Origin of the sequence: Thiomonas bhubaneswarensis (genome assembly GCF_001418255.1) — a bacterium.
In the GTDB taxonomy this organism is placed as follows: Bacteria; Pseudomonadota; Gammaproteobacteria; order Burkholderiales; family Burkholderiaceae_C; genus Thiomonas; species Thiomonas bhubaneswarensis.
Window position 1 is genome coordinate 36,597 of record NZ_LIPV01000004.1, and the last position, 23,297, is coordinate 59,893.

Annotated in this window: 17 protein-coding genes; 4 read left to right on the forward strand and 13 right to left on the reverse strand. The window is 67.8% G+C overall.

Annotated elements, in window-relative coordinates; genetic code table 11:
- Positions 1-15: 15 nt before the first annotated feature.
- Positions 16-558 carry a Uma2 family endonuclease gene (locus ASC45_RS06260; protein ID WP_055450190.1) on the forward strand — a complete coding sequence of 181 codons (543 nt, stop codon included), beginning with the start codon at positions 16-18 and terminating at the stop codon, positions 556-558.
- On the opposite strand, the gene ASC45_RS06265 is transcribed toward ASC45_RS06260, so the two are convergent.
- The 8 genes from ASC45_RS06265 to ASC45_RS06300 all read right to left on the reverse strand — a co-directional run bounded on the left by ASC45_RS06265 (position 536) and on the right by ASC45_RS06300 (position 9,861).
- The gene (locus ASC45_RS06265) at positions 536-1,876 is read right to left on the reverse strand and encodes an ATP-binding protein (RefSeq protein WP_055450191.1); all 1,341 of its coding nucleotides are present in this window, start codon (positions 1,874-1,876) and stop codon (positions 536-538) included. The two genes, ASC45_RS06260 and ASC45_RS06265, sit on opposite strands and share 23 nt — an antisense overlap.
- Positions 1,873-2,550, reverse strand: a complete 678-nt coding sequence (locus ASC45_RS06270) for a response regulator transcription factor (RefSeq protein WP_055450192.1) — start codon at positions 2,548-2,550, stop codon at positions 1,873-1,875. Before ASC45_RS06270 ends, ASC45_RS06265 begins: the two co-directional genes overlap by 4 nt.
- On the reverse strand, positions 2,531-5,698 hold the full coding sequence (locus tag ASC45_RS06275; protein WP_055450193.1) for an efflux RND transporter permease subunit: 3,168 nt from the start codon (positions 5,696-5,698) through the stop codon (positions 2,531-2,533). The genes ASC45_RS06270 and ASC45_RS06275 overlap by 20 nt, the downstream gene beginning before the upstream one ends.
- Complete coding sequence (locus ASC45_RS06280) at positions 5,695-6,756, reverse strand: efflux RND transporter periplasmic adaptor subunit (RefSeq protein ID WP_055450194.1); 1,062 nt, start codon at positions 6,754-6,756, stop codon at positions 5,695-5,697. The genes ASC45_RS06275 and ASC45_RS06280 overlap by 4 nt, the downstream gene beginning before the upstream one ends.
- Positions 6,753-8,141: a TolC family protein gene (locus ASC45_RS06285; protein WP_055450195.1), complete on the reverse strand. Its 1,389-nt coding sequence runs from the start codon at positions 8,139-8,141 to the stop codon at positions 6,753-6,755. Before ASC45_RS06285 ends, ASC45_RS06280 begins: the two co-directional genes overlap by 4 nt.
- Before the next feature lie 5 nt (positions 8,142-8,146).
- Positions 8,147-8,764: an undecaprenyl-diphosphatase gene (locus ASC45_RS06290; RefSeq protein WP_055450196.1), complete on the reverse strand. Its 618-nt coding sequence runs from the start codon at positions 8,762-8,764 to the stop codon at positions 8,147-8,149.
- Positions 8,765-8,846: 82 nt separating this feature from the next.
- Entirely contained in the window at positions 8,847-9,179 is a 333-nt protein-coding gene (locus ASC45_RS06295) for a PepSY domain-containing protein (protein WP_055450197.1), read from the reverse strand.
- Positions 9,180-9,537: 358 nt separating this feature from the next.
- The gene (locus ASC45_RS06300) at positions 9,538-9,861 is read right to left on the reverse strand and encodes a PepSY domain-containing protein (protein WP_055450404.1); all 324 of its coding nucleotides are present in this window, start codon (positions 9,859-9,861) and stop codon (positions 9,538-9,540) included.
- Between the two features lie 195 nt (positions 9,862-10,056).
- Here ASC45_RS06300 and ASC45_RS06305 point away from each other — a divergent pair, with 195 nt between their 5' ends.
- The gene (locus ASC45_RS06305) at positions 10,057-11,724 is read left to right on the forward strand and encodes a multicopper oxidase family protein (RefSeq protein WP_055450198.1); all 1,668 of its coding nucleotides are present in this window, start codon (positions 10,057-10,059) and stop codon (positions 11,722-11,724) included.
- On the opposite strand, the gene ASC45_RS06310 is transcribed toward ASC45_RS06305, so the two are convergent.
- From ASC45_RS06310 to ASC45_RS06325, 4 genes are all read right to left on the reverse strand, one after another.
- Positions 11,725-12,258, reverse strand: coding sequence for a cupredoxin domain-containing protein (locus ASC45_RS06310; protein ID WP_245609970.1), 534 nt, complete (start codon positions 12,256-12,258; stop codon positions 11,725-11,727). It lies immediately after the preceding gene.
- Positions 12,259-12,344: 86 nt separating this feature from the next.
- A complete protein-coding gene (locus ASC45_RS06315) occupies positions 12,345-15,560 on the reverse strand; it encodes an efflux RND transporter permease subunit (protein ID WP_055450199.1) in 3,216 nt (1,071 codons plus the stop codon).
- The gene (locus tag ASC45_RS06320; protein ID WP_055450200.1) at positions 15,560-16,570 is read right to left on the reverse strand and encodes an efflux RND transporter periplasmic adaptor subunit; all 1,011 of its coding nucleotides are present in this window, start codon (positions 16,568-16,570) and stop codon (positions 15,560-15,562) included. The genes ASC45_RS06315 and ASC45_RS06320 overlap by 1 nt, the downstream gene beginning before the upstream one ends.
- Positions 16,571-16,634: 64 nt before the next feature.
- The gene (locus ASC45_RS06325) at positions 16,635-18,188 is read right to left on the reverse strand and encodes a TolC family protein (protein WP_055450201.1); all 1,554 of its coding nucleotides are present in this window, start codon (positions 18,186-18,188) and stop codon (positions 16,635-16,637) included.
- Positions 18,189-18,404: 216 nt separating this feature from the next.
- Here ASC45_RS06325 and ASC45_RS06330 point away from each other — a divergent pair, with 216 nt between their 5' ends.
- Positions 18,405-19,304: a patatin-like phospholipase family protein gene (locus ASC45_RS06330; RefSeq protein WP_245609971.1), complete on the forward strand. Its 900-nt coding sequence runs from the start codon at positions 18,405-18,407 to the stop codon at positions 19,302-19,304.
- A gap of 17 nt (positions 19,305-19,321) precedes the next feature.
- Here ASC45_RS06330 and ppc read toward each other — a convergent pair whose 3' ends face one another.
- Positions 19,322-22,132: a phosphoenolpyruvate carboxylase gene (ppc, locus tag ASC45_RS06335; protein WP_055450203.1), complete on the reverse strand. Its 2,811-nt coding sequence runs from the start codon at positions 22,130-22,132 to the stop codon at positions 19,322-19,324.
- Positions 22,133-22,334: 202 nt separating this feature from the next.
- On the opposite strand from ppc, the gene hemC reads away from it, so the two are divergent.
- Positions 22,335-23,291: a hydroxymethylbilane synthase gene (hemC, locus tag ASC45_RS06340; protein ID WP_055450204.1), complete on the forward strand. Its 957-nt coding sequence runs from the start codon at positions 22,335-22,337 to the stop codon at positions 23,289-23,291.
- The last annotated feature ends 6 nt before the right edge of the window (positions 23,292-23,297 follow it).

The window sequence follows — 23,297 nt, forward strand, 5'->3', positions numbered from 1 at the left end:
AACAAGGAGCACTCGATGTCCAGAGCCTACGCCTTCGACCCGCCGCACTACACCTATGACGACTACAAGCTGTGGGAAGGTCGCTGGGAGCTGATCGGCGGCACGGCGCATGCCATGTCGCCGGCGCCGTCGCTGTCGCACCAGGCGGTGAGCAACAAGATTGCCTGGCAGCTGGAAAACGTTCTTAGCGATTGCCCCGAATGCCGCGCCCTGCTGCCGGTGGACTGGCGCATCAGCGACGATACCGTGGTGCAACCGGACAACCTGGTCGTCTGCCATCCGGTGGAGGGCGCTTACCTCACCCGTGCGCCGGAACTGGTGTTCGAGATTCTCTCCAAGTCCACCGCGTTCAAGGACCAGAACGCCAAGTTCACCATCTACGAGACCGAGGGGGTGCGCTACTACGTCATGGTGAACGTGGAAGACCGCGTCTGCAAGGTCTTTCACCTGCGCGAGGGGCGCTACGTCAAGCTCGCCGATGCGGTGGATGAAACGGTGAGTTTTGAACTGAGCAAATGCCGCATCGCTTTCGACTTCAGCCTGATCTGGCCGCGTTGAGCGTTTGCGTGTAACGCAGAATCAGCCCGCCCTCGGGCGCGTTGGCGAGCGACACGCTGCCTCCCAGCCGCTGTGCGATCTGGCGGATGATGGACAGACCCAGGCCGCTGCCTTCGCCCTCGGCGCCCGGAAGGCGCACGAAGGGCTCGAACACCCGCTCGAGCTGATCGGGCGGGATGCCCGGGCCGCTGTCCTGCACTTCGATTACTACGCTGTCTGCGCTTCTGATGACCCGCAGGTCCACCCGCGCGCCGGGCGGTGTGTAGCGCAGCGCGTTGTCGGTGGCGTTGCGCAGCAGGGTGTAGAGCTGGGCCGGGTCGGTCAGCATCTGCACGGCATCGGCATGGTCGATGCCAAGGTCGATGCCTCGGCTCTCGGCCAGCGGCAGCAGATCGGTGATGACTTCGCGCACCACCTGCGCCGGGTCGATGCGCTGGCGTTGCAGCGCCTGTTCACCCTGTGAGCGCGCCAGACTGAGCAACTGTTCGACCACGGCGCGAGCGCGGCGCAGGCCTTGCTGCAGCGCGCCGATGCGTTCGCGCGCCTGCGGGTCGAGTTGCAGCGGCTTGAGGTTGTCCACCTGCATGCTGAGCACGGCAATCGGCGTGCGCAGTTCGTGCGCGGCGTCGGCAACGAAGCGGCGCTGCTGCTCCATCGCTGCGGCCAGGCGGCCGAGCAGGCGATTGATCGAGCGCACGAAGGGCAGCACTTCCTTCGGCACGTCCTGCTCGGGCAGTGGATGCAGCTCGGCCTCGCTGCGCGCGTCTACGCTCTGCGACATGTTGCGCAGCGGACGCAGCGCGCGTTTCACCACCCAAGCCGACAACAACGCCAGCAGCGGAATGAGGGCGAGCAGCGGAAACAGGGTGCGCTGGGCGCTGTCGATGGCGGCATCGGTGCGTAGATCGGTGCGCTGCGCCACGGCGATGCGGCCTTGCGCGCCCTCGCGCACGAACACCCGCCAGGCATGACCGCCGCTTTCCACCACATGCATGCCGTCCTGCAGACCGGCGGGGAGTTGCAGGCCGTGCGCGCCGATGGGCGCTCCGAGCTTCTGCACCACGACGCGGGCGTCTGGGTCCACGTCGGCGCCTGCCGGGTCGAGCGCGACGGTCGGCAGGCCGCCCCAGCGGTGCACCAGGCTGGCGATCTGCCGCAGTTGCGCGTCCTGCAGCTCATTGGCCTCCTGATAGGCGAAGAAGTACGACAGCGCCGTCGTGCCCAGACCCACCACCACCACGCTGACGGTCATCCACAGCCACAGCCTGCGCAGCAACGATTGCGCGGCCCAGTGGCGCAGGGCGGCAATAGGCTTCATGCCTTGCTGGTGCTTTCTGCGCGAGGGACCAGCCAGCCGACCCCCCGCACGTTTTTGATGACCTCGGGCGCGAGCTTCTTGCGCAGGCTGTGGATGAGGAATTCCACCGCGTTGCTCTCCACCTCCTCGTTCCAGCCGTAGATGCGGTCTTCGAGTTCGCTGCGCGACAGGATGGCACCGGGGCGCAGCAGCAGGGCGTGGAGCAGAGCGTATTCGCGCGCGGTCAGGCGCTGCGTCTGGTTTTGGAAGCGCACTTCGCGGGTGACCGGGTCGAGCTCGAGCACGCCGTTGGTCAGCACCGGCTGCGCCTGCCCGCCCTGACGCCGCGCCACGGCGCGGATGCGGGCGAGCAGTTCGGCGCTCTCGAAGGGCTTGACGAGATAGTCGTCGGCACCCAGGTCGAGGCCGCGCACCCGGTCTTCGAGGCCGTCGCGCGCGGTGAGAATGAGAATGGGCATGTTGCTGCCGCCTTGCCGCAGCGACTGCAGCACCGACAGACCATCGCGTTTGGGCAGGCCCAGATCGAGCAGCATCAGCTCGTATTCGCCGCCCTGCGCGGCCGCCATCGCTGAGGCGCCGTCGAGTACCCAGTCCACCGCATGCGCGGCGTCGCGCAGCGCTTCGCGGGTGGCAGCTCCCAGCATGTGATCGTCTTCAACCAGCAGGATGCGCATCGTCGATTCCGGTTGCCTTAGATACGGTATTGTCTTGCGCCAGACTGCCGCGCAGCAAGACGAACAGCACCGGCATGACCAGCAGCACCAAGGGCAGCTGTACCGCCAGCCCAGCGATGATGGCCACCGCCAGCGGCTGCTGCATGGCCGAGCCCTGACCGATGGCGAAGGCCAGGGGCAACAGGGTGAGAATGGCTGCCAGCGTGGTCATGGCGATGGGCCGCAGGCGATTGACCCCGGCCTGAGCCAGAGCTGAAGGCAACGGCAGCGCAGGGTCGGCACGCAGCAGTTCCTGCACCTCGCTGAAATAGAAAATGGCGACTTCAGTGACGATGCCCACGATCATGGTCATGCCCATCATGGCCGAGATGTTGAGTTCGAGCCCGGCCACCCACAGGCCGACGAACACCGCGGGCAGGGCCAGCAGCGGCATGGCCAGAATCGCCAGCGCTACCTTGAAGCGCTCGTACAGAAACAGCAGCAGCAAAAACACCAGCAGCACCGCGGCGGCGAGCACCTGCAAAAGCCCTTTGAAGGCGATTTGCTGCTGCTTGTAGAGGCCGCCGAGCTGGATATAGACCCCGGCGGGGTAGAAGCCGGGCGCGTCGATCACCCGCTTGACCGCGGCCACGGTGCCGCCGAGGTCGGCGCCGCTGATGCGGGCGGTCACCGCAGCCATGCGCTTCAGGTTTTCGCGGATGATTTCGGGCTGGCCGGTGAGCACGTCGATGCGCGCCACCTCGCCTAGCTGGAACACCCGCCCGCTGGGCGCCCGCAGCGGCAGCCGGGCGATGTCCTGCGGGGTCTGGCGCAGACTGGGGCTGTCCCATACGCGCACGCCGACCATCTTCGGCCCCTGCTCGATCTGCGTGCTCACCCGTCCTCCGATCAGTGCGGCGAGCTGGCCCTGCACCTGCTGCGCGTCCACGCCGAGCAGTGCCATGCGCGTGGGGTCGAGTTGGATGTCGAGGGCGTCGCCGGCCACGCGGATACCGCTGCGCACCTCGACGATGCCCGGCACCTTGGCAATGGCCGCTGCCGTCTTGTGCGCCAGGGCCGCAAGCTGAGCCGGGTTGTCATCGAAAATCTTGATCTCCACCGGCTGCGGCACGGCGGTGAGGTCGCCGATCAGGTCCTGCATGAGCTGCGCGGTGTCGATGTTGATGCCCGGCACTTCGGCTTCGATGCGGCTGCGCACCTGGTCCATGACCTGCCAGATGGGTTCGCGTGGCGGCGGTTTCAGGCGCACGAAAAAGTCGCCTTCGTTGGCGTGGGTGATGCCACCACCGAGTTGCAGGCCGGTGCGGCGCGACCAGGTCTGCACCTGTGGCGTGGTGGCGAGGATGTGCTCCACCTGCGCCAGCAGACGGTCGGTCTCAGCCAGCGAGGTGCCGCTGGGAGTGCGGTAATCGAGCACGAAGCCGCCTTCGTCCATGCTGGGCAGAAAGCCGCTGCCCACGGCGTGATACGCCAGCCAGCCCGCCAGCAGCAGCGGCGCAAGGCCCGGCAAGACCAGCAGCGGCTGGCGCAGCAGCCGCGGCAGCAGCCGGGCGTAGCCGCGCTGCAATGCGGCGAGCACGCGGCCGTGCTCGCGCGCATGTTCGCGGGCGATGTCGCGTGGGGTCAGCAGCTTGTCGGCCAGCAGCGGCACCGCCAGCCAGGAGACGAAGAACGAGATCACCAGCGCCGCGGCCATGGTGAGCGCCAGGGCCTTGAAGAAGGCCCCGGTGACGCCGGAGAGAAACGCCAACGGCACGAAGATCACCACGGTGGAGGCGCTGGAGCCGGCCAGCGGGCGGAAAAACTCCATGGCGGCGTGCATTACGCCTCCATGCTGGTCGGCGCCATCGTTCGCGCCGCGTCGGCCCTCGCCGAGCCGACGCACGATGTGCTCGCTCATCACGATCGCATCGTCGATCACCAGACCCACGGCGGCGGCCATGCCGCCCAGGGTCATGATGTTGAAGCTCATGCCCAGGGCATAGAGCAGCACCACCGTAGCAGCAAGCACCGCAGGCACGGTGATCATGGCGATCAGGGTGATTTTCAGGCTGCGCAAAAAGAGCAGCAGCACCAGCCCGGCCAGCACCACGCCGATGAGGATGGCATCGCGCACGCTGGCGGCGGAATCGACCACCAGCGTGCTCTGGTCGTACCAGTTGGCCAGCTTCACACCCGGCGGCAGCTTGTACGTGGACAGCAGTTGACGCACCTCGCCAGCGATTTTCACGCTGTTGCCGCCGGGTTGCTGATAGATGTTGAGCAGCACGGCGGGCTTGCCGTCGGCAGTGACGGTGGTCCACTGCGGCACCACGCTGCGCGACACAGTGGCCACGTCGCCCAGCCGCACCACGCCGCTGGGCGTGGCCTTCAGCACCAGGGCGCCGATCTGCCGCGCATCGTGCAGGCGCGAGTCGGCCAGCGCCAGCAGCAGTTTGTAGCGGTCTTGCAGGCGGCCTACGGCATGCACCTGGTTGCCTTGCGCCAACGCGCGTTCCACATCGCCCATGCTCAGGCCTAGCGTCTGCAGTTTGGCCGGATCGACGATGACGTGATATTCCTCCTGCTGGCCGCCCTGCACCTGCACCCGGCCCACGCCGTCCACGCTGGAGAGAAGCGGGCGGAGCTGGAACTGCGCCAGGTCGTAGAGCTGCACCGGGTTCAGGCTGGAGGAGGTGAGGCTGTAGGCGATGATGGGATCGACCGTCGGGTCCATGCGCTTGCTGCGGATGCTGGTGCCCGGGGGCAACTGCGGCAGCACCTGGTTGGCCGCCTCGTTCACCTGCACCGCGGCGAGGTTCATGTCGGTGCCCCAGTGGAAGGTGACGTCGATGTCGGTGGCGCCGCGGCTGGTCTTGGAGCGCAGCGTCACCACGCCGGGCACGCGGCGGATGGCTTCTTCCAGCGGCTGCGTCACTTGCAGCACCATCTCGCGCGTGGGCCGCACCCCGGCGTCGACCGCCACCACCACCCGTGGAAAGCTCACATTGGGAAACAGACCCACGGGCAGCTTGAACGCCGCCAGAATGCCTCCGGCAGCAAGCAGCGCGAGCAGAAACAGCACCGAGCGGCGGTGTTGCTGGAGCCAGGTCGAAAGCGTGGAAGCTCTGGTCTCGTCGGTTCGGGGGGTGGACCTGGACTCGCTCATCGCGCACCTTTCGTCGCGGTGCGCAGCGCCATGCCGTTTTCCAGTTCGTAATTGCCCAGCACCACCAATGGCAGCGCAGGGTCGAGCGGGCCATCAAGGCCGCTCGATTCGCCCTGGTCGATTTCGACGTTCACATTCACGCGGCGGGCGCGACCGTGATCGTCCTGAAACACGTAGGCCTGGCCGCGGTCGTCACGCAGCACGGCGTTGCGCGGCACCACCCACCCGCTCCAGACGCGCAGCGGCAGATCGGCGCTTATCGCCAGTCCGGGCAGCAGCCAGGGCTGGGGCGGCAGCGCAAGGGTCAGGTCCACGCGCCCGGTCGCCGGGTTGACCATGCCGGCTGCGGCGAGCACCGTGGCCTGCGCCGACTGGTCGGGGTCGAACACCGCCTGCACCTTGGCCGTCATGCCCGGGCGCAGCATGCGCGCCTGCTCGGGCAGCACACCGACCACCGCCTGCAGACGGTTGGCCGGCGCCAGCAGCAGCGCCGCGCTGCCTGCGGGAAGCTGGGCGCCGGTCTGCGTCTGCACCGCAGTGACCAGGCCGTCGAACGGCGCGACATAGCTGGAAGCACCGCCGTTCAGCCCTTGGGCGCGAGCTGCGGCGAGCTGGGCCTGGGCATCGGCCAGGGCCTTGCGCGCGGCGTCCACCTGGGAGCGGGTGGCGAGTTGCTGGGCTTGCAGCTGTTCGAGTCTTTGCAGCTCGGACTGGGCGAAGCTCACGGCGTTTTGCGCCTGGACATAGGTGACGTCGCTGCCAGGAGCGCCCTGCACCCGCAGCAGCGTCTGGCCACGACGCACCGCCTGCCCGGCGCGCACCTCAACCCCGAGCACCTGCACCGGGCGGGGAAAGGTGACGGCTAGCGTCTGGCTGCTCGCTGCCTGAACCGTGCCCAGCGCCTGGGCGACGTCGGCGAGCTGGCCCCGATGCAGCGGGGCGACTTCGACCAGCGCCGACGGTGCGGTATCGGCTGCGTGCACCGAAGGTGCGACAGCGCAGGCCGATGCCAGCGCGATCGAGAGCAGAAGGAGGCGAAGGGTGAGCAGACGGGTCATGGCGATGCGGTGGTTTCGGGTGTGGGCGCAGATTGGTAGGGGCCAAGGCCCGTGAGAAGCTGCAGGGCCAGCACCTGTTCTTCGGTCTGTTGTGCGTTGGCCTGCAGCGCCAGGCGCTGGTCGAGCACGGCGGTGCGCTGGTTGATGTATTCGAGAAGCGTCATGCCGCTCTGCTGCAGCGCCTGCTCGGCTGCGGCCTGCGCGGCTTCCAGCGCGGGCAGCGCGGCCAACAGGGTCTGCCGTTGCTGTCGCAGCAAGGCAAGGTCGGCTTGCGAGCGCCGCACATCGGCGTCGGCCTGGTCGAGCCTCGCACGGTAGTCGGCGCGCAGTTGCGTGCGGGTGGCGCGCTGCGTGGCGATCACGCCCTGATTGCGGTTGAACAGCGGCAGACTGATGCTCACGCCGAAGCCGATGGTGTTGACGCCTGCGGTATCTCTGGCGCGGGTGAAGCCGAGGTTGAACGCCGGGAACTGCCCCAGCACCGCCTGCCACACCTTCTGCTCCTGCGCGCTGTAGCCGGCCTGCAGCGCCATCAGGTCGGGGCGGATGTGCGGCAGGTTTCGCAGTGCCGCGTCCACCTGCGCCGCATCGGGCACCGGCTGTGGTGTGGCCGGGGCCAACGGCAGAGGCACGTCGGCCTGCAGGCCGAGCAGAGCGTGGAGTTGCGACTGCAGCCCGAGCTGCTGGCGCTGGATGCCCTGGATGGTCTGGGTGAGCGACTGCAGCGGCACGAGCTGGGCATCCACATCGAGGCGGGTGACATTGCCGGCCTGAAGTGCCGCCTGACTGCGCTGCAGCCGTTGTTCGAACAGGCGGCGTTCCTGCTCCAGCAGCGCCAGGCGCGCGGCGTTGCCGGTGATCTGGGTATAGAGCAGGCGGGCCTGCGCCACGGTCTGCCACTCGGCCCACAGCACCTGCAGATTCACCTGCGTGGCGGCATGCTGCGCGGCGCTTTGAGCGGCATGGTGGGTGATGAGCGCGGCGATGTCGTAGGCCAGGCCGAGGTTGTAGGCCGAGGTCGTGGCGCCCGCACTGTTGCCGGGGAAGTCGCGTGTCAGGCTGAGCTGAGGATCGGGCAAGAGCCCGGCATCGAAGGCCTGCGCGCGGGCCACGCCGACCTTGGCGCGCTCGGCCTTGAGCTGCGGATTGTTGAGCACAGCGAGAATGGCCAGCCCGGTGGCGTCGAGCGGTTTGGCCGGATCGAAGTCGTAATGCGCCAAGGCGGGCAGGGCGATACGGCTGCGCGCCACCTGCAAGCCCTGCACCGACTCCGCCAGATGCGGCGCGGTGGGCAGAGGTTCGGCGTGGTAACTGGCGCAGCCACCCAGCAACAGGCCGACCAGCAGCACGGTGCGGCGCAGGGACGAAGGCAGATTCGAGGTCATGGCAATCAACGCAGTGCCCAGCCGTGGCGTATGGCCGGTGCGAACAGCTTTCGGTACAGACGACCGAGCATCGGCATGGCCGGTTGCAGCAGCAAGCCGCGGGCAGCATGCACGGCCAGCGCGGCCACGAGGGCGCTCAGCGCGGCGGCTGCCATGTCCAGCGGCCAGTGCACGCCCAGATAGACCCGCGCCCAGGCCATCGGCAGGCCGATGAGCGCAAGCGCCAGACCGGCAGGGCGCCAGGCGGGTGTCAGCAGCAGGCTGAAGGCCACGGCCCACATCACGGTGAGATGGTCGCTCGGCAGACCGCTGTCGGTTGCGTGCGCCAACAATGCGGGGCCCAGACCGACGGCGAAGGGCCGGGGCTCGAAAATCATCAGGCCGACGATCTGATTGAGACCCAGCGCCAGGAGCGCGGCCACTGCCGCCTGCAACAGGGGTAGCCGCTGCGACTCGGGGCGACGCAGCCAGCCCCAGACCAGCAGCAGCGGCGCGGCATAAATGGCGAATTCGGCGAAGAACAGCGCTGCATCCACCCTGCCTGCCCCGGCATCGCCGCTTGCAGCCCAATGGCTGTAGAGACCGAGGTTGATGTCATTCCAGACGGCGGGGAGGTGGAGCATGGCGGCTGAGGGCTGTGAACGAGAGTGTCAATACGGGCAGGCAGAGCCTCCCCGCCAATGCTGACGGGGAGGGCAGAGGATGTCAGTCCTGGTGGTCGTGATCGTCGTGGTCAGCCTTGTCGGCCACCGCGGCGATGACTGTGCCCTGGTCGGGACTGATTTTGACATCGAACACTTGTGGGCCCTTGACGACCTCGACGTCGTACACCGGCTTGCCGGCATGGGTCTCGACTTCGGCCTTGGACGCCGTGCCGCCGACATGCTGCTCTGCGGCGGTGACGGCCTGGCTCAGGCTGACCTTGGCGTTGGGGATGATGCGGGCATCGTTGCCCGAGCCACCTGCGGCGAAAGCGCTGACCCCGGCGGCGGCCGCGGCGAGGGCGGCGATGACGAGAATGGATTTGCGAATGGACATGATGAAACTCCCTGAATGGATGATGCAAAAACCGCGTCGCTGAAGACGCGGTGAACAATCTAGGAGGCCTGTCTTAGCGCAGACATAGAGCCCGCGCGAAAGGCTCCCGTGAGGCTCTCAAGGAAACGCAGGGCCGCCCCAAGTTTCCTTGACCCCCTCGGGGGGCGGGCTGGGCACAGCCCAGCCCTGGGGGCGCTCAAAAGCAGTGAATGAATCCGGTGCGCCCGAGCAGGTTGCGCAGGCGGCGCCAATCAAGGCGCAAAGCGCATGCGTGCCCGTAGGCACACAAAGCATTTGCAACGCCGAGTGGAGCCGCCTGCGCGGCATGAGCGGCAGTGGCGGATTTGTTCACTGTTTCTCAGTCCGCGTTGGGGCCTTCGACGCTGTTTTCGAGCACGGCACCGGTCTGCGCGTCCACGCCGACTTCATGCTCGGTCTGGCCCACCTTCAAGTCGAAGGAATAGCGCAGGCCGCTGCCGCCCTTTTCCTTCTCCAACTCCTGGTCGGTGATGGTCGCACCGGGGATGGTCTTGAGCGCGATGGCGCGGGCTTCTTCGAGCGTCACCTTGGCTTCCTTGCTGTACTGCGCGCCGTCCATGGCGTAGGCCGAACCGGCGGCGCCAGCCAGACCGAGAGCCAGCGCACTGGCGAACAGAAAAGCGGCTTTGTTGCGTTGTTGCATGATCAAACTCCTTCAAAAACTCTTGCGAGCGAAACACCGCTTGCTGCGCGGCGATCGCAAACCGTTTGCGATGGAAGGAGTGTCGGCCTGTGAAATGAGCGCACGCTTAGCAACGTCCTCATACATTTGCTCACGTCGCTCGAGCCCCGGTTTGCATATAGTCGGTAGCAAAAACATCAACAAAGTAGGCAAGTCATGTCAGACGCAACAACCCGAGGCAAGAAGAACGCGCCGTCCACTGTGCAGTCGCCGCAACGCCGCGGCATCCTGCAGGCGCTCGGCGCGCTGGGCATCGCGGCGGCCGCACCGGCAGGCGCCGCAGACATGAGCGGCATGATGGGCATGCAAGGCATGGGCGCGATGCCCGGCATGGGCATGGGCCGACAGCCCACGTCGGCACCCCGCGCCGGGGTGTTCAGCCGTGCGCTGTGGGTACCTCCCGAACTGCGCGGTCAGCAGCAAGACGGTGTGTTGCACTATGCCCTGCGCATGGGCGCGGGCAGCAGCATGCTGGCGGTCGGTCTGCTCACGCCCACCTGGGGCTATAACGGCGCGGTGCTCGGCCCCACGCTGCGCGTGCCGCGAGGCAAGGCGGTACGCATCGACTTGCACAACGCGCTCGATCAGTCCACCACCACCCACTGGCATGGGGCTCATGTGCCGGGCGACATGGACGGCGGGCCGCAGAGCATCATCGCGCCGGGCGAGCGGCGCCGTGTGGAGTTCACCCTGCAACAGCCAGCAGGTACGCTGTGGTACCACCCGCACCCCGACACCCGCACCGGCCCGCATGTCTATGCCGGCCTGGGCGGCATGCTGCTGGTGGACGATCCTGCCGACGGGTATCTGGGCCTGCCGCAAACCTATGGTGTGGACGACATGCCGCTCATCCTGCAGGACCGGCGCTTGGCGGCGGACGGCCGCCTGCTCTACATGACCGACATGATGGACCGCATGGGCATGAAGGGCGACCGCTTTCTGGTCAATGGCCGCGAGCAGCCTTACTGGAACGCCCCGGCGCAATGGGTGCGGCTGCGGGTGCTCAATGCGGCCAATGCGCGGCTGTTCAACCTGGCGTTTGCCGATGGTCGGGCGTTTCACGTCATCGCCACCGACGCCGGATTGTTGCCGCGCCCGGTGGCGGTGCACAGCCTGTTGCTGGCGCCGAGCGAGCGTGTCGAAATTCTGGTCGATCTGCGCCGCGAGCAGGGCAAGCGGCTGGTGCTGCGCAGCGATTCGGGTGCCGTAGTGCCGGGCCTGAGCAGCATGCCAATGGATGCCGACGCCTTTGACCACCACGGCTTCGATCTGCTGGAACTGCGCGTCGGAACGCCCGCGGGCACGGGCGGTCAGTTGCCAGCGCGCATGGTGGATCTTCCGGTGCTCAAGGCCGATGCCCCGGTGCGTCGCTTCACCTTGCAAGGCATGTCGGGCAACATGATGGGCGGCATGGGCGGCATGGGTGGTATGCGTTCAGCCAAGGACTCTGGCCCTGGCGGCATGAGCCTCGGCGTGGGTGGCGAGAAGCTGTTTTCCATCAACCACCACCATATGGAGATGACGCGCATCGACCAGCGGCTGCGTCTAGGCGCCACCGAGATTTGGGAAGTGGTCAACCAGGGGCATATGGCCCATCCGTTTCACTACCACAGCACCTCTTTCCAGATCCTGAGCCGCAACGGCAGCACCCCGCCCGCGCACGAGGCCGGCTGGAAGGACACGGTGCTGGTGCGCCATGGCGAGACCGTGCGGCTGATCGCCCGCTTCGATCAACCTGCGGGTGATGCCCACCCCTTCATGTTCCACTGCCACATCCTCGAACACGAGGACAACGGCATGATGGGGCAGTTCACCGTGGCGTGATCAGCCGCCGAAGTAGTTGGGCAGGATTTTTTCGCGCGAGGTCGGTGGGTTTTCAGCCAACAGGCGGCGATCGGTGGTGACGATGATGAGCCCGGCCATCGGGTCGCCAAAGCCGTGCACCGTGGGGCGCTTTTTCGGCACGGTACGCCCGCCAGGCTCCTTCACCAGTTCGGCGTGCACCGAGCAGTAGTAAAACTGCAGGCCGGTTTTCGGGAAGGAAATGGTGTAGGTGCTCACCGGATGCCCCGGCCCCGGCGTGCCCTGCACCGCCCCGTTGAAGCGCGTGCTGGTCTTGCCGGTCAGCGGGTTGTAGCCGATGATGGTGTGCGGCCCGGTGTCCTCGTCGACGAACACCACTTTCTGCCCGGGGCGCACAGCCACCACGTTTTCCAGAAACATATTCGCGCCGTTCATGTGCACGTACACCGGCGGTGCAGCGGGCGCGGCGTGGCTGGCGGGTGCGAACAGCGTCGCGGCCGTGGCCAAGGCGGCCAATGCTGCCGTGTGGCTGGGCTTGAGGGCGGAGCGAAACATGGGCATCTCCTTGTCGATGGCGGGTTGGGAGTGGCGGTGACGGCGCGGCCATCGCTGCGCGTCGGCAAAGAAATTGGATGCTTGCGTCACGCAGAAGTTTGAGATTCGAGTGACCGCGATGCGGGAGGGGATGACCGGGCCATGCCGAATCGCAGCGCTAGCGCGGGCAGGGCGAACAGGTTGTAGAGCAGGCTGGTGGCCAGACCTCCGAGCAGGGCCACGGCCATCGGGCCTTCGATTTCGCGGCCCGGCGCATGCAGGCCCAGCGCCAGCGGCAACACGCCAAGGGCCGTCACCAGACTGGTCATGACAATGGCCGCCAGGCGGTCGGCCACGGCACGCCGAAGGAGGTCGGCGTTCCAGTCCAGACCGTGCTCTCTCTGCAACTGTGCGGCATGGGTGAAGATCAGAATGGCATTGCGCAGGCTGATACCCATCAGCGCCAGCAGACCGATGACGGCGCCCAGCGACAGCACCCCGCCCACCCACCACGCCGCGAACACCCCGCCAGTCCAGGCCGCTGGTGCCGACAGAAGCACCAGCGCCACCTGCCGCGCCGTCGTCGATGCTGCCGTGCGAGGCGAGGTCGTCGGCGCCGAGGAACGGTGCAGCGCCATCGCCAGCAACAGCACCAGCGCGGCGAGCACGCCCAGCACGTCCACCGCCAGTCGCCGCAATGTGGCGCTGCGCTGCTGGGCCTCGCCTTCGAACTGCAAAGTCACGCCCGGCGGCAGCGCCACATGCCGGGCGATGGCGGCGCGTGCCTGCTGCACGAAACCGGTGAGATCGGCCGAAGTCGTGCCGGCCAGCACAGCCTGCACCCGCTGGCCGCCCAGATGGCGGATGTCCGAAGGCCCGCTTGCCGCAGTGATGTGGGCGAGCTGTGCAAGCGGAACCATGCCCAGAGCCGGGGTGGAAATGAGCAGCGCGCCCAGCGCCAGCGGGTTGTCTCGGCTGTCCCGGCTCATGACGACACGCACGGGCACGGGTACCGCGCCGTGAAACACCGTGCCCACGATATTCCCGGCAAACGCGGTGTGGATGGCCTGCAGCACCGGCAGCGGCTGTAGCCCCCAGCGGCGCAAGGCTTGCGCGTCCAGGGCGATGTCGAGCTGCGGCACGCCTGGCGGCGCCTGCACCTGCACGCCGGTGGCACCGGGCAGGCTGCGCAGCACGGAGGCGACCTGCGCGGCCACGCTGTCGATGGTGTGCAGATGATTGCCCAGCACGTTCACCACCAGCGGTGCCGCCGCACCACGCGCCACGGTGTTGTCCATGCGTTCGGTGAGAAAACTGTTGACGCGGAACGTGGCCCCGGCAAAGCCGCGCAGCACGCGCTCGATGGCTGCCAGCGCGCGGTCGGAATCGGCCCCCGGCTTGAGGTTCACGTCGAGCGAGCTGCTCTGCGTGCCCGAGGCGTCGGGCGAGAGCGTGGCGCGGCCGGTGTGCTGTGCCACCAGACGCACCTCGGGCAGACGCTCCAGCGCCTGACTCACCCGCGCACCCATGTCGAGCGAGGCCGTGATCGACGCCCCTGGCGCGAGCCGCATGTGCACGATGAACTGCCCTTCCTGCAGCGGCGGCAGAAAGCTGCCGCCCATGCCCTGCGCCAGCCACGCCGCCGCGCCGATGAGCAATGCGGTGAACAGCGCCGCGGGCAGCCAATGCGGCAGCAGGCGGCGCAGCAGCGCGCCATAGCCGCGCTGCGCCACGCGTACCGGCGCGGGAATGTGCAGGCGGTGTTCGGCCCCGGCCAGCAGCAGGGCCGAAAGCGCCGGGGTGACCGTCAGCGCCACCAGCAGCGAGGCCAGCACCGCCAGCGCATAGCTTTGCGCCAGAGGGGAGAACAGCCGCCCCGACAGCCCCGGCAGCAGCAGCACCGGCACGATGACCAGCAGCACCGCCGCGGTGGCATACACCACGGCGCCACGCACCTCCAGACAGGCGGCGAGGATGACCCTCAGCGGCGCTTGCGGCTGCGCCGAAGCGGCGTTGTCGCGCAGCCGACGCAGGATGTTTTCGACGTCGATCACCGCGTCGTCCACCACCACGCCGATGGCGATCGCCAGACCGCCCAGGGTCATGACGTTGAGCGTCACCCCCATGCTCACCAGCACCGCCACCGCAGCCAGCAGCGACAGCGGGATCGCCAGCGAGGAAATCAGCGCGGCGCGCCAGTCCAGCAAGGTGAGCGCGATCACCAGCACCACCAGCAGCGCGCCCAGCAGCAGCGAATCGCGCACGTTGTGCATGGCCAGGGTGATGAAGTCCGCCGGGCGGAACAAGTCGGCATGCAGCTCGATGCCCTGCGCGGCCAGGCTGGCGCGGTGGCGTTCGAGTACCGCCTGCACACCGCGCGTGACCTGCACGGTGTTGGCACCGTAGGACTCCTGAATCTTGAGGATCACCGCGGGCTGTCCGCCGATGCTGGCGCCACCGATGGCGGGCAGCGGTGCGTAGCCCACCTGCGCCACGTCACCCAGCGTGACCACACCGTCCGGCGTGGCCTGCAGCACCGTATCGGCCAGAGCCCCAGGCGAGGTGGCCGTGCCGCTGCTGACCAGCAGCACTCGCTGCTGCGGCGTGGGCATGAAGCCGGCGCCCAGCAGGCCAGTGGCATGGCGTGTCGCTGCGACGACCTGCTGAGGGTCAAGACCGTGGCGCAGCAGCGCCTGCGGATCGACCCTCACCTGAAGCGCGCGCACCTGCTGGCTGAACACCAGCACATTGGCCACGCCGGGCACGGCCATGAGCTGAGGCCGCAGCGTCCACTGCGCGATGGACTGAAGCTGCATCAGACCATGCTGAGCCGAAGTCAGGCCCGCCATCAGCACGGTGCCAGTGCTGGAGGTCAACGGAATGAGCCGCGGCGGCCCGGTACCGGGGGGAAGCTGCACGCTGGCGAGGTGCTGCGCCACGCGCCAGCGGTCGTCCTGCAGCCGGGTGTCGGCCTCGAAATACAGCTTCAAGATGGAAATGCCGGGCAGGCTTTTCGACGCCACCTGCCTGACCCCGAGCAGGCCGCTGGCGGCGGCTTCGAGCGGGTCGGTCACCAGCAGCTCGACCTGCTCGGGCGACAGACCGGGGGCCTCGGTCTGCACCTTCACCATCTTGGCCGCAAACTCGGGAAACACGTCGGTGCGCGCCGTGCGTGCCACGTTGGCCGCCAGCAGCGCCAGCAACACGGCCAGCGCCAGCACCACGCCGCGGCGGCGGATGCTGGCGGCCAGGAGCGCGGCCTGAATGCCACGCGGGGCGGGCGCGACATCGTTCTTGTCGGGAGGTGTGGCTTGCTGCGGCATCAGTCGTCGTCCCCGCCGGTTGCGATGTGCGCCTGGGGTGCGGGAGGCGGCGTGAGCACCAGCCCGGCGCCTCGTGTCACCACGGCAAGCGCACCCCATCCTGGCTGCACATAGCCGCCGTGCAGCGGCCAGCCTGTCGAGACGATGCGCGGCGCGAGGCGCTGCCCGCCACCTGGTGCGGCGCTGGCGACGAAGGCCACCGCCTGGCCGTGCGTCCACACCACGCTGGATGCGGGCAACAGCACGCCGGTCTCGGTGCGCCCCGCTTCCACCCGCGCCTGCAGGTGCAGACCCGGCATCAGCCCGCTGGCGGCGGGGGCGAGCAGGACATAGCGCAGACCCTGAACCTGCGCCGAGGCCGATGCGGCCGGACCGACGAGTTGCGCGGGCAGCCAGGCATCTGGCTTTGCGGCCCTCGCGCCGGGCCGAAGCAAGTGCACCCGGGCGGCGGCAGGCAAGTCCGTGCCGGGTAGCAGGGTGAGGTCAACCATCAGCTCACGGCCGTCGGCAAGGGCCTGGCGCAAGGCGGCGTCATGTTCGAGACGCGCGGCCAGAGCCGGGCCGAGGTCGGTGCGCAGCGTGACCTGCGCCTCCTGCTCGGTGGCCTGAGCCACGTCGAGCTGCGCCTGCGCTTGCTGCTCCTTGGACTGCGCCTGTTGCACCGCGGCCAGCGCCACGTTCTGCCCCGCCTGGAACAAGCCTTCCAGCCGCTGTGCCTGCAGCTGCGCGAGCTGTCTTGCGCTGCGCGCTGCGACCACCTGCGCCCGCGCCACGGCAAGCGCGCTCAAGTCCTGCAACAGCTGCGCCGGGTTTTGCACCATGGCGCTAGCACTGAACGACTGGCGCCATGCCGCCGGAGCGAGAGGCGTGATGACCAGGCCGGACGCACCGATCTGCGCCGCGCTCCAATGCACGGCGCTCGTCGTCGCGGCACGAGCCGGGACGGGTGATGCGGCAAGCGGGGCCGCCAACGCGGTGATCGCGAGGGTCGAGCGAAGGAAGCGGGGCATGGGGAAAGGCTTCCCCAACCCAGCCGTCACCCTGTCTGGGGAGGAAGCAGATTGCGGCTGCGGTTCATTCATCGGCGTGCTGGCTCCAAGGTGGCGGCGAGTGGTCGGGTGCCGTCGCGCGCCAGATCACGGTGGAGAGGTGCGGCGCAACCGGCGGCCGGTTGCGCGGGGATTGGGAAGAGGGCGCCGTCGGCGAAGGCGCAGATGTTCCGTCGGCCTCTGTGCGTTGCAGCGGCTGTTGCAGCGCGGTCTGAAGCGCGTCCAGCGCCCGCCATTGCGCTACCCGCGCTTTCAGTGCAGCCTGCGCGGTGACGAGGGCGCGCAACCGGGCACGCAGCACCGTGACCGGGCCCAGCAGTCCCCGGTGTTGCGCGGCAAGGTCGGCGTGCAGCAGTGCGAGGTCGGCGTCGCGCAATTGCAGGGACTCGGCATGTTGTTGTTGCGCTGCCCGCAGCGCGGCCTCCGCCTGGTCGATGGCGGCCAGCGCGCGGAGCTGAACCTGCTGCAGCGCGGTCTGTGATTGCTCCAGACGCGCCCGAGCGGCGTCGATCTGGCCCTGATGCTGGTTGAACAGCGGCAGAGGCACGCGGGCGGTGAGGGTCAGGCGATCCACGCCCTGGTCGCGCTCCCCACCGGGGGCAAGGCGCGGCGGGCCGCCGTCGCGTTGCGCCTGCGCCAGTTGCAGCGCGGCCTGCGCCGCATGCACCCGCTGCCAGGCGGCACGCACGTCCAGACGCTGCGCCAGAGCCTTGTTGCGCAACCGGGCCAGCCGTGCGGCATCGGGCTGCGGCGTCGGCGCATCGAGTTCGGCGAAATCGAGGGCCACGCCGTTCAGCGCGGATGCGGGCAGCCCAATGGCCGCGGCCAATGCGGCTTGGGCGTCTTGCACCGCACCGCGATCGGCAGCGAGTTGCAATGCCGCGCGCTGCGCCGCTTCCTGCGCCAGCGCGGCGGCCAACGGCGCGTCCAGCCCCGCCTGCGCCCGCACCGCGGTGCGGCCCTGCAGATCGAGCTGCGAGTCGAGCACCTGCTGTTGCAACCGTGCTTGATGGCGCGCCGCCCACAGCGCCACAAAAGCCTGCTGAACCCCTGCCTGGACCTGCCAGTGGGCATCCTGCAACAAAAGCTGCGCGGCGCGCACACCGGCTTCGGCTTGCGTGGTCTGTGCCGCGCGTTGCGAATGTGACAGGATCAGCAGGCCGATGGCCGCACCCACCGTCCACGGGCTGGGCGCGGCCATGACATCGGCGGCGCCGTACTTCAGGCCGAGGTCCAAGCTGGGGTTGGGATATTGGCGGGCGATGCGCAGATCGGCCTCGGCCAGGTGCAGCGCGGCCTGATCCAACTTCAGCTTGGGGTGGAAATACAGCGCAGCCAGGCTCAAGTCGGAGGCAGTCCAGGGCTGGTTTGCGGGGTGTTTGGTGCCCGTCTGTGCGGCAAGAAAGCGCTGCAGTCCAGGCTCGCCGAGGCTGCGTTGCAGCAGGTTCTGTGCGCTGATCCGGGGCGTGGTGACGGCCGCCGGCTGGGGCACGCTGGCACAACCGCCCAGAAGCAGGGCGGTCAGCAGGCCGATGCGCTGAAGATGCTGCCGAATGCCAGTCGAAGGAGCGTGCTGCATGGGAAGCGCAAGGTGGCGGCATGAACGCCTTCCACCCTAGGCAGCCTGCCTTAGCGCAGGCTTAGGGAACTCAGGGTCGTTACCTCGACGGCCTCGCCTTATGCTTGCGGCATGAATCAATCCGCCGCTGCCCGCCCTGCCGCATCGCCATCCGCGCTCCAAGCCCGACGTGCTCCCAGGGTGGGGTTGGCGCTGGGCGGTGGCGCGGCGCGGGGGATGGCACATTTTGGGGTATTGCGGGCGTTGGCGGATGCTGGGGTGCAGATCGACTGCATCGCGGGCTGCAGCATCGGGGCCCTGGTGGGCGCGGTAGCCGCCTCGGGCAGCACCGATGGGCTGGAGGCCACGTTCAAGACCTTCGATTGGCGCAAGACGCTCTCGTTCTTCGATGTGGTGTTTCCCCGCGCGGGTCTGATCGACGGCGCCAAGGTGACGGCGCTGGTACGCGAGCACCTGCCGACCACGCGCATCGAGGCGCTGCCGATCCGCTTCGCCGCCATCGCCACCGATCTGGGCAGTGGCGCCGAAGTCGTATTGCGTTCGGGGGATGTGATCGAAGCGGTGCGTGCGAGCATCGCCGTTCCTGGCATCTTCACGCCCGTACGTTTGGGTGGGCGGGTTCTGGTGGACGGCGGGCTGAGCAATCCGGTACCGGTGAGCGTGGTGCGCGCCATGGGCGCGGACCGGGTGATCGCGGTCGATCTCAACTACGGTGTGGTGGACGGCCGCCTCAAGCGCCGGGTCAAATCGGTCAAGGCCGAGTCCGAATCTCCGCCGCAGAACGAAGGCGGTCGCTGGGCTGCCGAGTATCGGCATGTGCTGGCCGAGCTCAAAAACCGCCTGGCTGCGCAAAGCGCGCCGATCAAGGATCAGTTCTCGCGCTGGTCGACCAGGGACGAGGCGCTGCCCAATGTGTTCGAGGTCTTGCTGGCGTCGGTGAACGTGATGGAGATGCACATCACCGAAAGCCGCCTGCGCGTCGAGCCGCCCGATGTGCTGATCCGCCCGCCGCTGGGCGACATCCGCTTTCTGGAATTCGGCCGTGCCGAAGAGGCGATTCAGCTCGGCTACGACGCCGCCATGCAGGCGCTGCGCGACGCAAAGATGGGCGGCTGAAGCGGGCCGCGGTTATCTCACCCCGTATTGCGCAGCCCCGCCGCGATGCCGTTGATGCTGAGGTGGATGCCCCGTTTGGTGCGCTCGTCGGTCTGGCCTTCGCGGAAGCGGTAGAGCAGTTCGATCTGCAGGTGATTGAGCGGGTCGATGTAGGGAAACCGGGCGTGGATCGAGCGCTTGAGCGTGGGGTTGTCGACCAGACGGTCGGCATTGCCGGTGATGGCGGTGAGCATCTCGGACGTGAGCTGCCACTCGCGCTGCAGCGCGCCCAGCACCTTTTTGCGCGTCTTGGCGTCGGGCACCAGCTCGGCGTAGCGCTCGGCCACGCGCATATCGGTCTTGGCCAGCACCATGTCGATGTTCGACAGCAGGGTGGCGAAGAAGGGCCATTGCTTGGCCATGCGCTGCAACAGCTTCAGGCCATCGGGCTGCGTTTCGAGAAAGGCCTGCACGCCGCTGCCGAAGCCATACCATCCGGGCAGGGCGACGCGGCACTGGCCCCAGGAAAATCCCCAAGGGATGGCGCGCAGGTCGGCGATCGCGCGGGTGGCCTTGCGCGAAGAGGGGCGGCTGCCGATGTTGAGCTCGGCGATCTCGGAGATGGGCGTGGCTGCGTAAAAGTAGTCGGTGAATTCCGCGGTGTCGTACACCAGCTTGCGGTAGGCCGCCATCGAGGCCTCGGACAGCGCGGCGGCAGCCTCAAGAAATTTGTGCGGTGGCGCGCTCACGGCCTTGGTCTGCGGCAGCAGCGTGGCCTGCAGCGTGGCGGCAACTAGGGTTTCGAGGTTGCGCAGGCCGATGTCGGGGTTGCCGTATTTGCTGGTGATGACCTCGCCCTGCTCGGTCAGCCGGATCTGGCCGTTGACCGTGCCCGGTGGCTGGGCCAGGATGGCATCGAAGCTAGGGCCGCCGCCGCGGCCCACCGTCCCGCCGCGTCCGTGGAACAGCCGAAGCGTGATGCCATGTTCGGCCTTGAGATGCTCGAACTGCTCGGCCAGCGCCACTTCGGCGCAATACAGCTCCCAGTTGGAGGTGAAAAAGCCGCCGTCCTTGTTGCTGTCGGAGTAGCCCAGCATGATCTCCTGCTCGCCGCCGGAGCGCCGCACCATGGCGGCGATGCCGGGCAGGGCGTAGAAGTCGCGCATGATAGCCGGGGCGTTGCGCAGGTCTTCGATGGTCTCGAACAGCGGCACCACCAGCAGTTCGGCATGGCTGTCGGCGCTGTTCAAGGCGCCATGGAACAGCCCCGCCTCTTTTTGCAGCACCAGCAGTTCGAGCAGGTCGCTGACGGTCTCGGAGTGCGAGATGATGTATTGGCGGATGGCACGCGGCCCGAAGTCGCGCCGTGCGCTGTAGGCGCGGTCGAACACGGCCAGCTCGCTGCGCGTCCATTCCGAATAGACGTGATGCGGCAGTCGCAGCGGCCGCGGGTCGTTGAGGCAGCGGATGAGCAAGGCCTGCTTGGCGGCTTCGTCCAGATGGCTGTAGTCTGGGCACAGATCGGCGGCGGCGAGCAGTTCGCGCAGCACGGCTTCGTGCTGATCGGAGCTTTGCCGCAGGTCGATGGTGGCCAGTCGAAAGCCGAACACCCCGGCGGCGCGGATCAGCGGGTCGAGACGCGCGCTGGCCAGCGCCTCGGCGTGATGGCTCGTGAGTGAGTCGCGGATGATGCGCAGATCGTGGATGAACTCGTCGGCATTCGCATAGGGCTCGGCGCTGCCCACTTCGGGCAGCGTGGCCTGCACCCCGGCGAGCTTGCGCAGATTGGCCGCGAGGCGGGCGTACATGCCGATCAGCGCGCGGCGATAGGGTTCGTCGCTGCGATGTTCCGACAGATCGGGCGAATGCTCGGCCAGGGCCATCAGCTCCGGGCTGGCGCTGGCCAGCAGCGCCGAGATCGACAGCTCGCCACCGATGGCGTGGACCTCGGCCATGTAGAACTCGATGGCGGTGCGCGACTGCATGCGCAGGGCATAACTCAGGGTGTCGGCGGTGACGAAGGGGTTGCCGTCGCGGTCGCCGCCGATCCAGTGGCCCATGCGGAAGAAGGCGGGCAGGTCGGTCTTGGCGCTATCGTTCTTGCCTGGCGGGTAAAGCGCATCGATGTCGCGTTGCAGGTCGCGGTACAGGCGGGGAAACTGGCGGAAAAACGTGGCGCCGTAAAACGACAGCGCGTTCTTGATTTCGTCGGACACCTTGAGCTTGACGTAGCGCAGCAGCCGCGTCTGCCAGAGCTGCACGATGCGTGCGCGCATCGCGTCTTCGATGTCGGCACGCTTGCGCGGCAGCCGGGTGGCGTCGCGCTCGACCAGCAGCCGCGCCAGCGCCCGCTCGGCATCGAGCACGCTCTTGCGCTGCACTTCGGTGGGGTGGGCGGTGAGCACCGGCGAAATCAGCGCCTGATCGAAAAACTGCGTGAGCTGGTGGCGCTCAATGCCCGAGGCTTTCAGTGTTTCGAGCGCGGCGCGCACGCTGTCGCGCTGGGGCGGGGCGTTGCGCTCGGCGTCCTGCTCCGCCCGCCGCAGCACATGGTGGTCTTCGGCGATATTGGCCAGGATGGAGAAGTAGCTGAAGGCGCGAATCACGCTCACGGCTTGATCGCGCGTGAGGCTGCTGAGCAGCTTGTCGAGCGCGCGGCGATCCTTGGCATCACCATCGCGGTGAAACTTGACCGAGAGCTGCCGCACCGTCTCGACGATGTCGAACATCTCCTGCCCCTCCTGCTCGCGGATCAGGTCGCCCAACAGGCGACCAAGCAGACGGATGTCGTCGAACAGCGCGGCGTCGGGATCGGAGGTGTTGCGTGCGGCAGGGGAGCGTGTCGACATGGCGTGGGGCTTGAATGAGCACAAAATCGGGGCGGACCGATGCTATCAGCGCATCGCCAAAACAAAGCAAGATGCGCGCCCGCATCGCCCCGGGATTTGCGTTGCCGCAGGGTTGGTGAAATGATATTTCGCGATGCGCAATGGGTCTCGTCGTCGGCATGGTGTGGCCAGAGTTCTGCGCACGGGCTCTTAGAATCCGCGCATGACTTCCACGACCTTCACCCCTCCCCAATCGCTTGTCATTGCCACGCGCGAAAGTCGCCTGGCGCTGTGGCAGGCCGAGCATGTGCGCGACTGGCTGCGCAGTCTGTATCCCCAGTGCGATGTGCGCATCTTCGGCATGACCACGCAAGGCGATCAGATTCTCGACAAGTCCCTGGCCAAGATCGGCGGCAAGGGGCTGTTCGTGAAGGAACTCGAAATCGCCATGGAGCAGGGACACGCCGATCTCGCCGTGCATTCGCTCAAGGACGTGCCGATGGAGCTGCCACCGGGCTTTGCGCTCGCGGCGGTGATGGAGCGCGAAGATCCGCGCGATGCCTGGGTGAGCCCACGCCATGCGAGTCTCGACGAGTTGCCGCACGGGGCCGTGGTCGGCACCTCCAGCCTGCGGCGCGAATCGCAGTTGCGCGCGCGCTATCCGCATCTTCGGGTTCAGGCCCTGCGCGGCAATCTCGATACCCGCCTGCGCAAGCTCGATGAAGGCCAGTACGCCGGCATTCTGCTGGCCGCAGCCGGGCTGAAGCGCCTGGGCCTGGGCGAGCGCGTGCGTGCCGTCATTTCCACCGGCGACATGCTCCCCGCCGTCGGTCAGGCCGCGCTGGGCATCGAGATTCGTGCCGACCGGCCTGATCTGCTGCAGGCGCTGAGCCCCCTGAATCACCTGCCGACTGCGCTGTGCGTGCAGGCCGAGCGCGCCGTCTCGCGTGGCCTGGGTGGCAGTTGCACCACGCCCATCGGGGCCTATGCCACGCTCGAAGGCGACGACATGCTGCTGCGCGCCGTGCTCGGTCTGCCCGATGGCAGCAGGGCGTTGCACGCGACGTCGCGTGCTCGCGTCATCGAACCGTCGCAGGCCGAAGCGCTGGGCCTGCAAGTGGCCCAGCAATTGCGCGATCAGGGCGCGGACGCCTTGCTGGCTCAACTCGGCGGGCACTGACTTTTA

Coding starts and splice junctions, on each gene's coding strand:
- ASC45_RS06260 (WP_055450190.1), top strand. CDS start 16: ATGTCCAGAGCCTACGCCTTCGACCCGCCGCACTACACCTATGACGAC.
- ASC45_RS06265 (WP_055450191.1), bottom strand. CDS start 1,876: ATGAAGCCTATTGCCGCCCTGCGCCACTGGGCCGCGCAATCGTTGCTG.
- ASC45_RS06270 (WP_055450192.1), bottom strand. CDS start 2,550: ATGCGCATCCTGCTGGTTGAAGACGATCACATGCTGGGAGCTGCCACC.
- ASC45_RS06275 (WP_055450193.1), bottom strand. CDS start 5,698: ATGAGCGAGTCCAGGTCCACCCCCCGAACCGACGAGACCAGAGCTTCC.
- ASC45_RS06280 (WP_055450194.1), bottom strand. CDS start 6,756: ATGACCCGTCTGCTCACCCTTCGCCTCCTTCTGCTCTCGATCGCGCTG.
- ASC45_RS06285 (WP_055450195.1), bottom strand. CDS start 8,141: ATGACCTCGAATCTGCCTTCGTCCCTGCGCCGCACCGTGCTGCTGGTC.
- ASC45_RS06290 (WP_055450196.1), bottom strand. CDS start 8,764: ATGCTCCACCTCCCCGCCGTCTGGAATGACATCAACCTCGGTCTCTAC.
- ASC45_RS06295 (WP_055450197.1), bottom strand. CDS start 9,179: ATGTCCATTCGCAAATCCATTCTCGTCATCGCCGCCCTCGCCGCGGCC.
- ASC45_RS06300 (WP_055450404.1), bottom strand. CDS start 9,861: ATGCAACAACGCAACAAAGCCGCTTTTCTGTTCGCCAGTGCGCTGGCT.
- ASC45_RS06305 (WP_055450198.1), top strand. CDS start 10,057: ATGTCAGACGCAACAACCCGAGGCAAGAAGAACGCGCCGTCCACTGTG.
- ASC45_RS06310 (WP_245609970.1), bottom strand. CDS start 12,258: ATGTTTCGCTCCGCCCTCAAGCCCAGCCACACGGCAGCATTGGCCGCC.
- ASC45_RS06315 (WP_055450199.1), bottom strand. CDS start 15,560: ATGCCGCAGCAAGCCACACCTCCCGACAAGAACGATGTCGCGCCCGCC.
- ASC45_RS06320 (WP_055450200.1), bottom strand. CDS start 16,570: ATGCCCCGCTTCCTTCGCTCGACCCTCGCGATCACCGCGTTGGCGGCC.
- ASC45_RS06325 (WP_055450201.1), bottom strand. CDS start 18,188: ATGCAGCACGCTCCTTCGACTGGCATTCGGCAGCATCTTCAGCGCATC.
- ASC45_RS06330 (WP_245609971.1), top strand. CDS start 18,405: ATGGCACATTTTGGGGTATTGCGGGCGTTGGCGGATGCTGGGGTGCAG.
- ppc (WP_055450203.1), bottom strand. CDS start 22,132: ATGTCGACACGCTCCCCTGCCGCACGCAACACCTCCGATCCCGACGCC.
- hemC (WP_055450204.1), top strand. CDS start 22,335: ATGACTTCCACGACCTTCACCCCTCCCCAATCGCTTGTCATTGCCACG.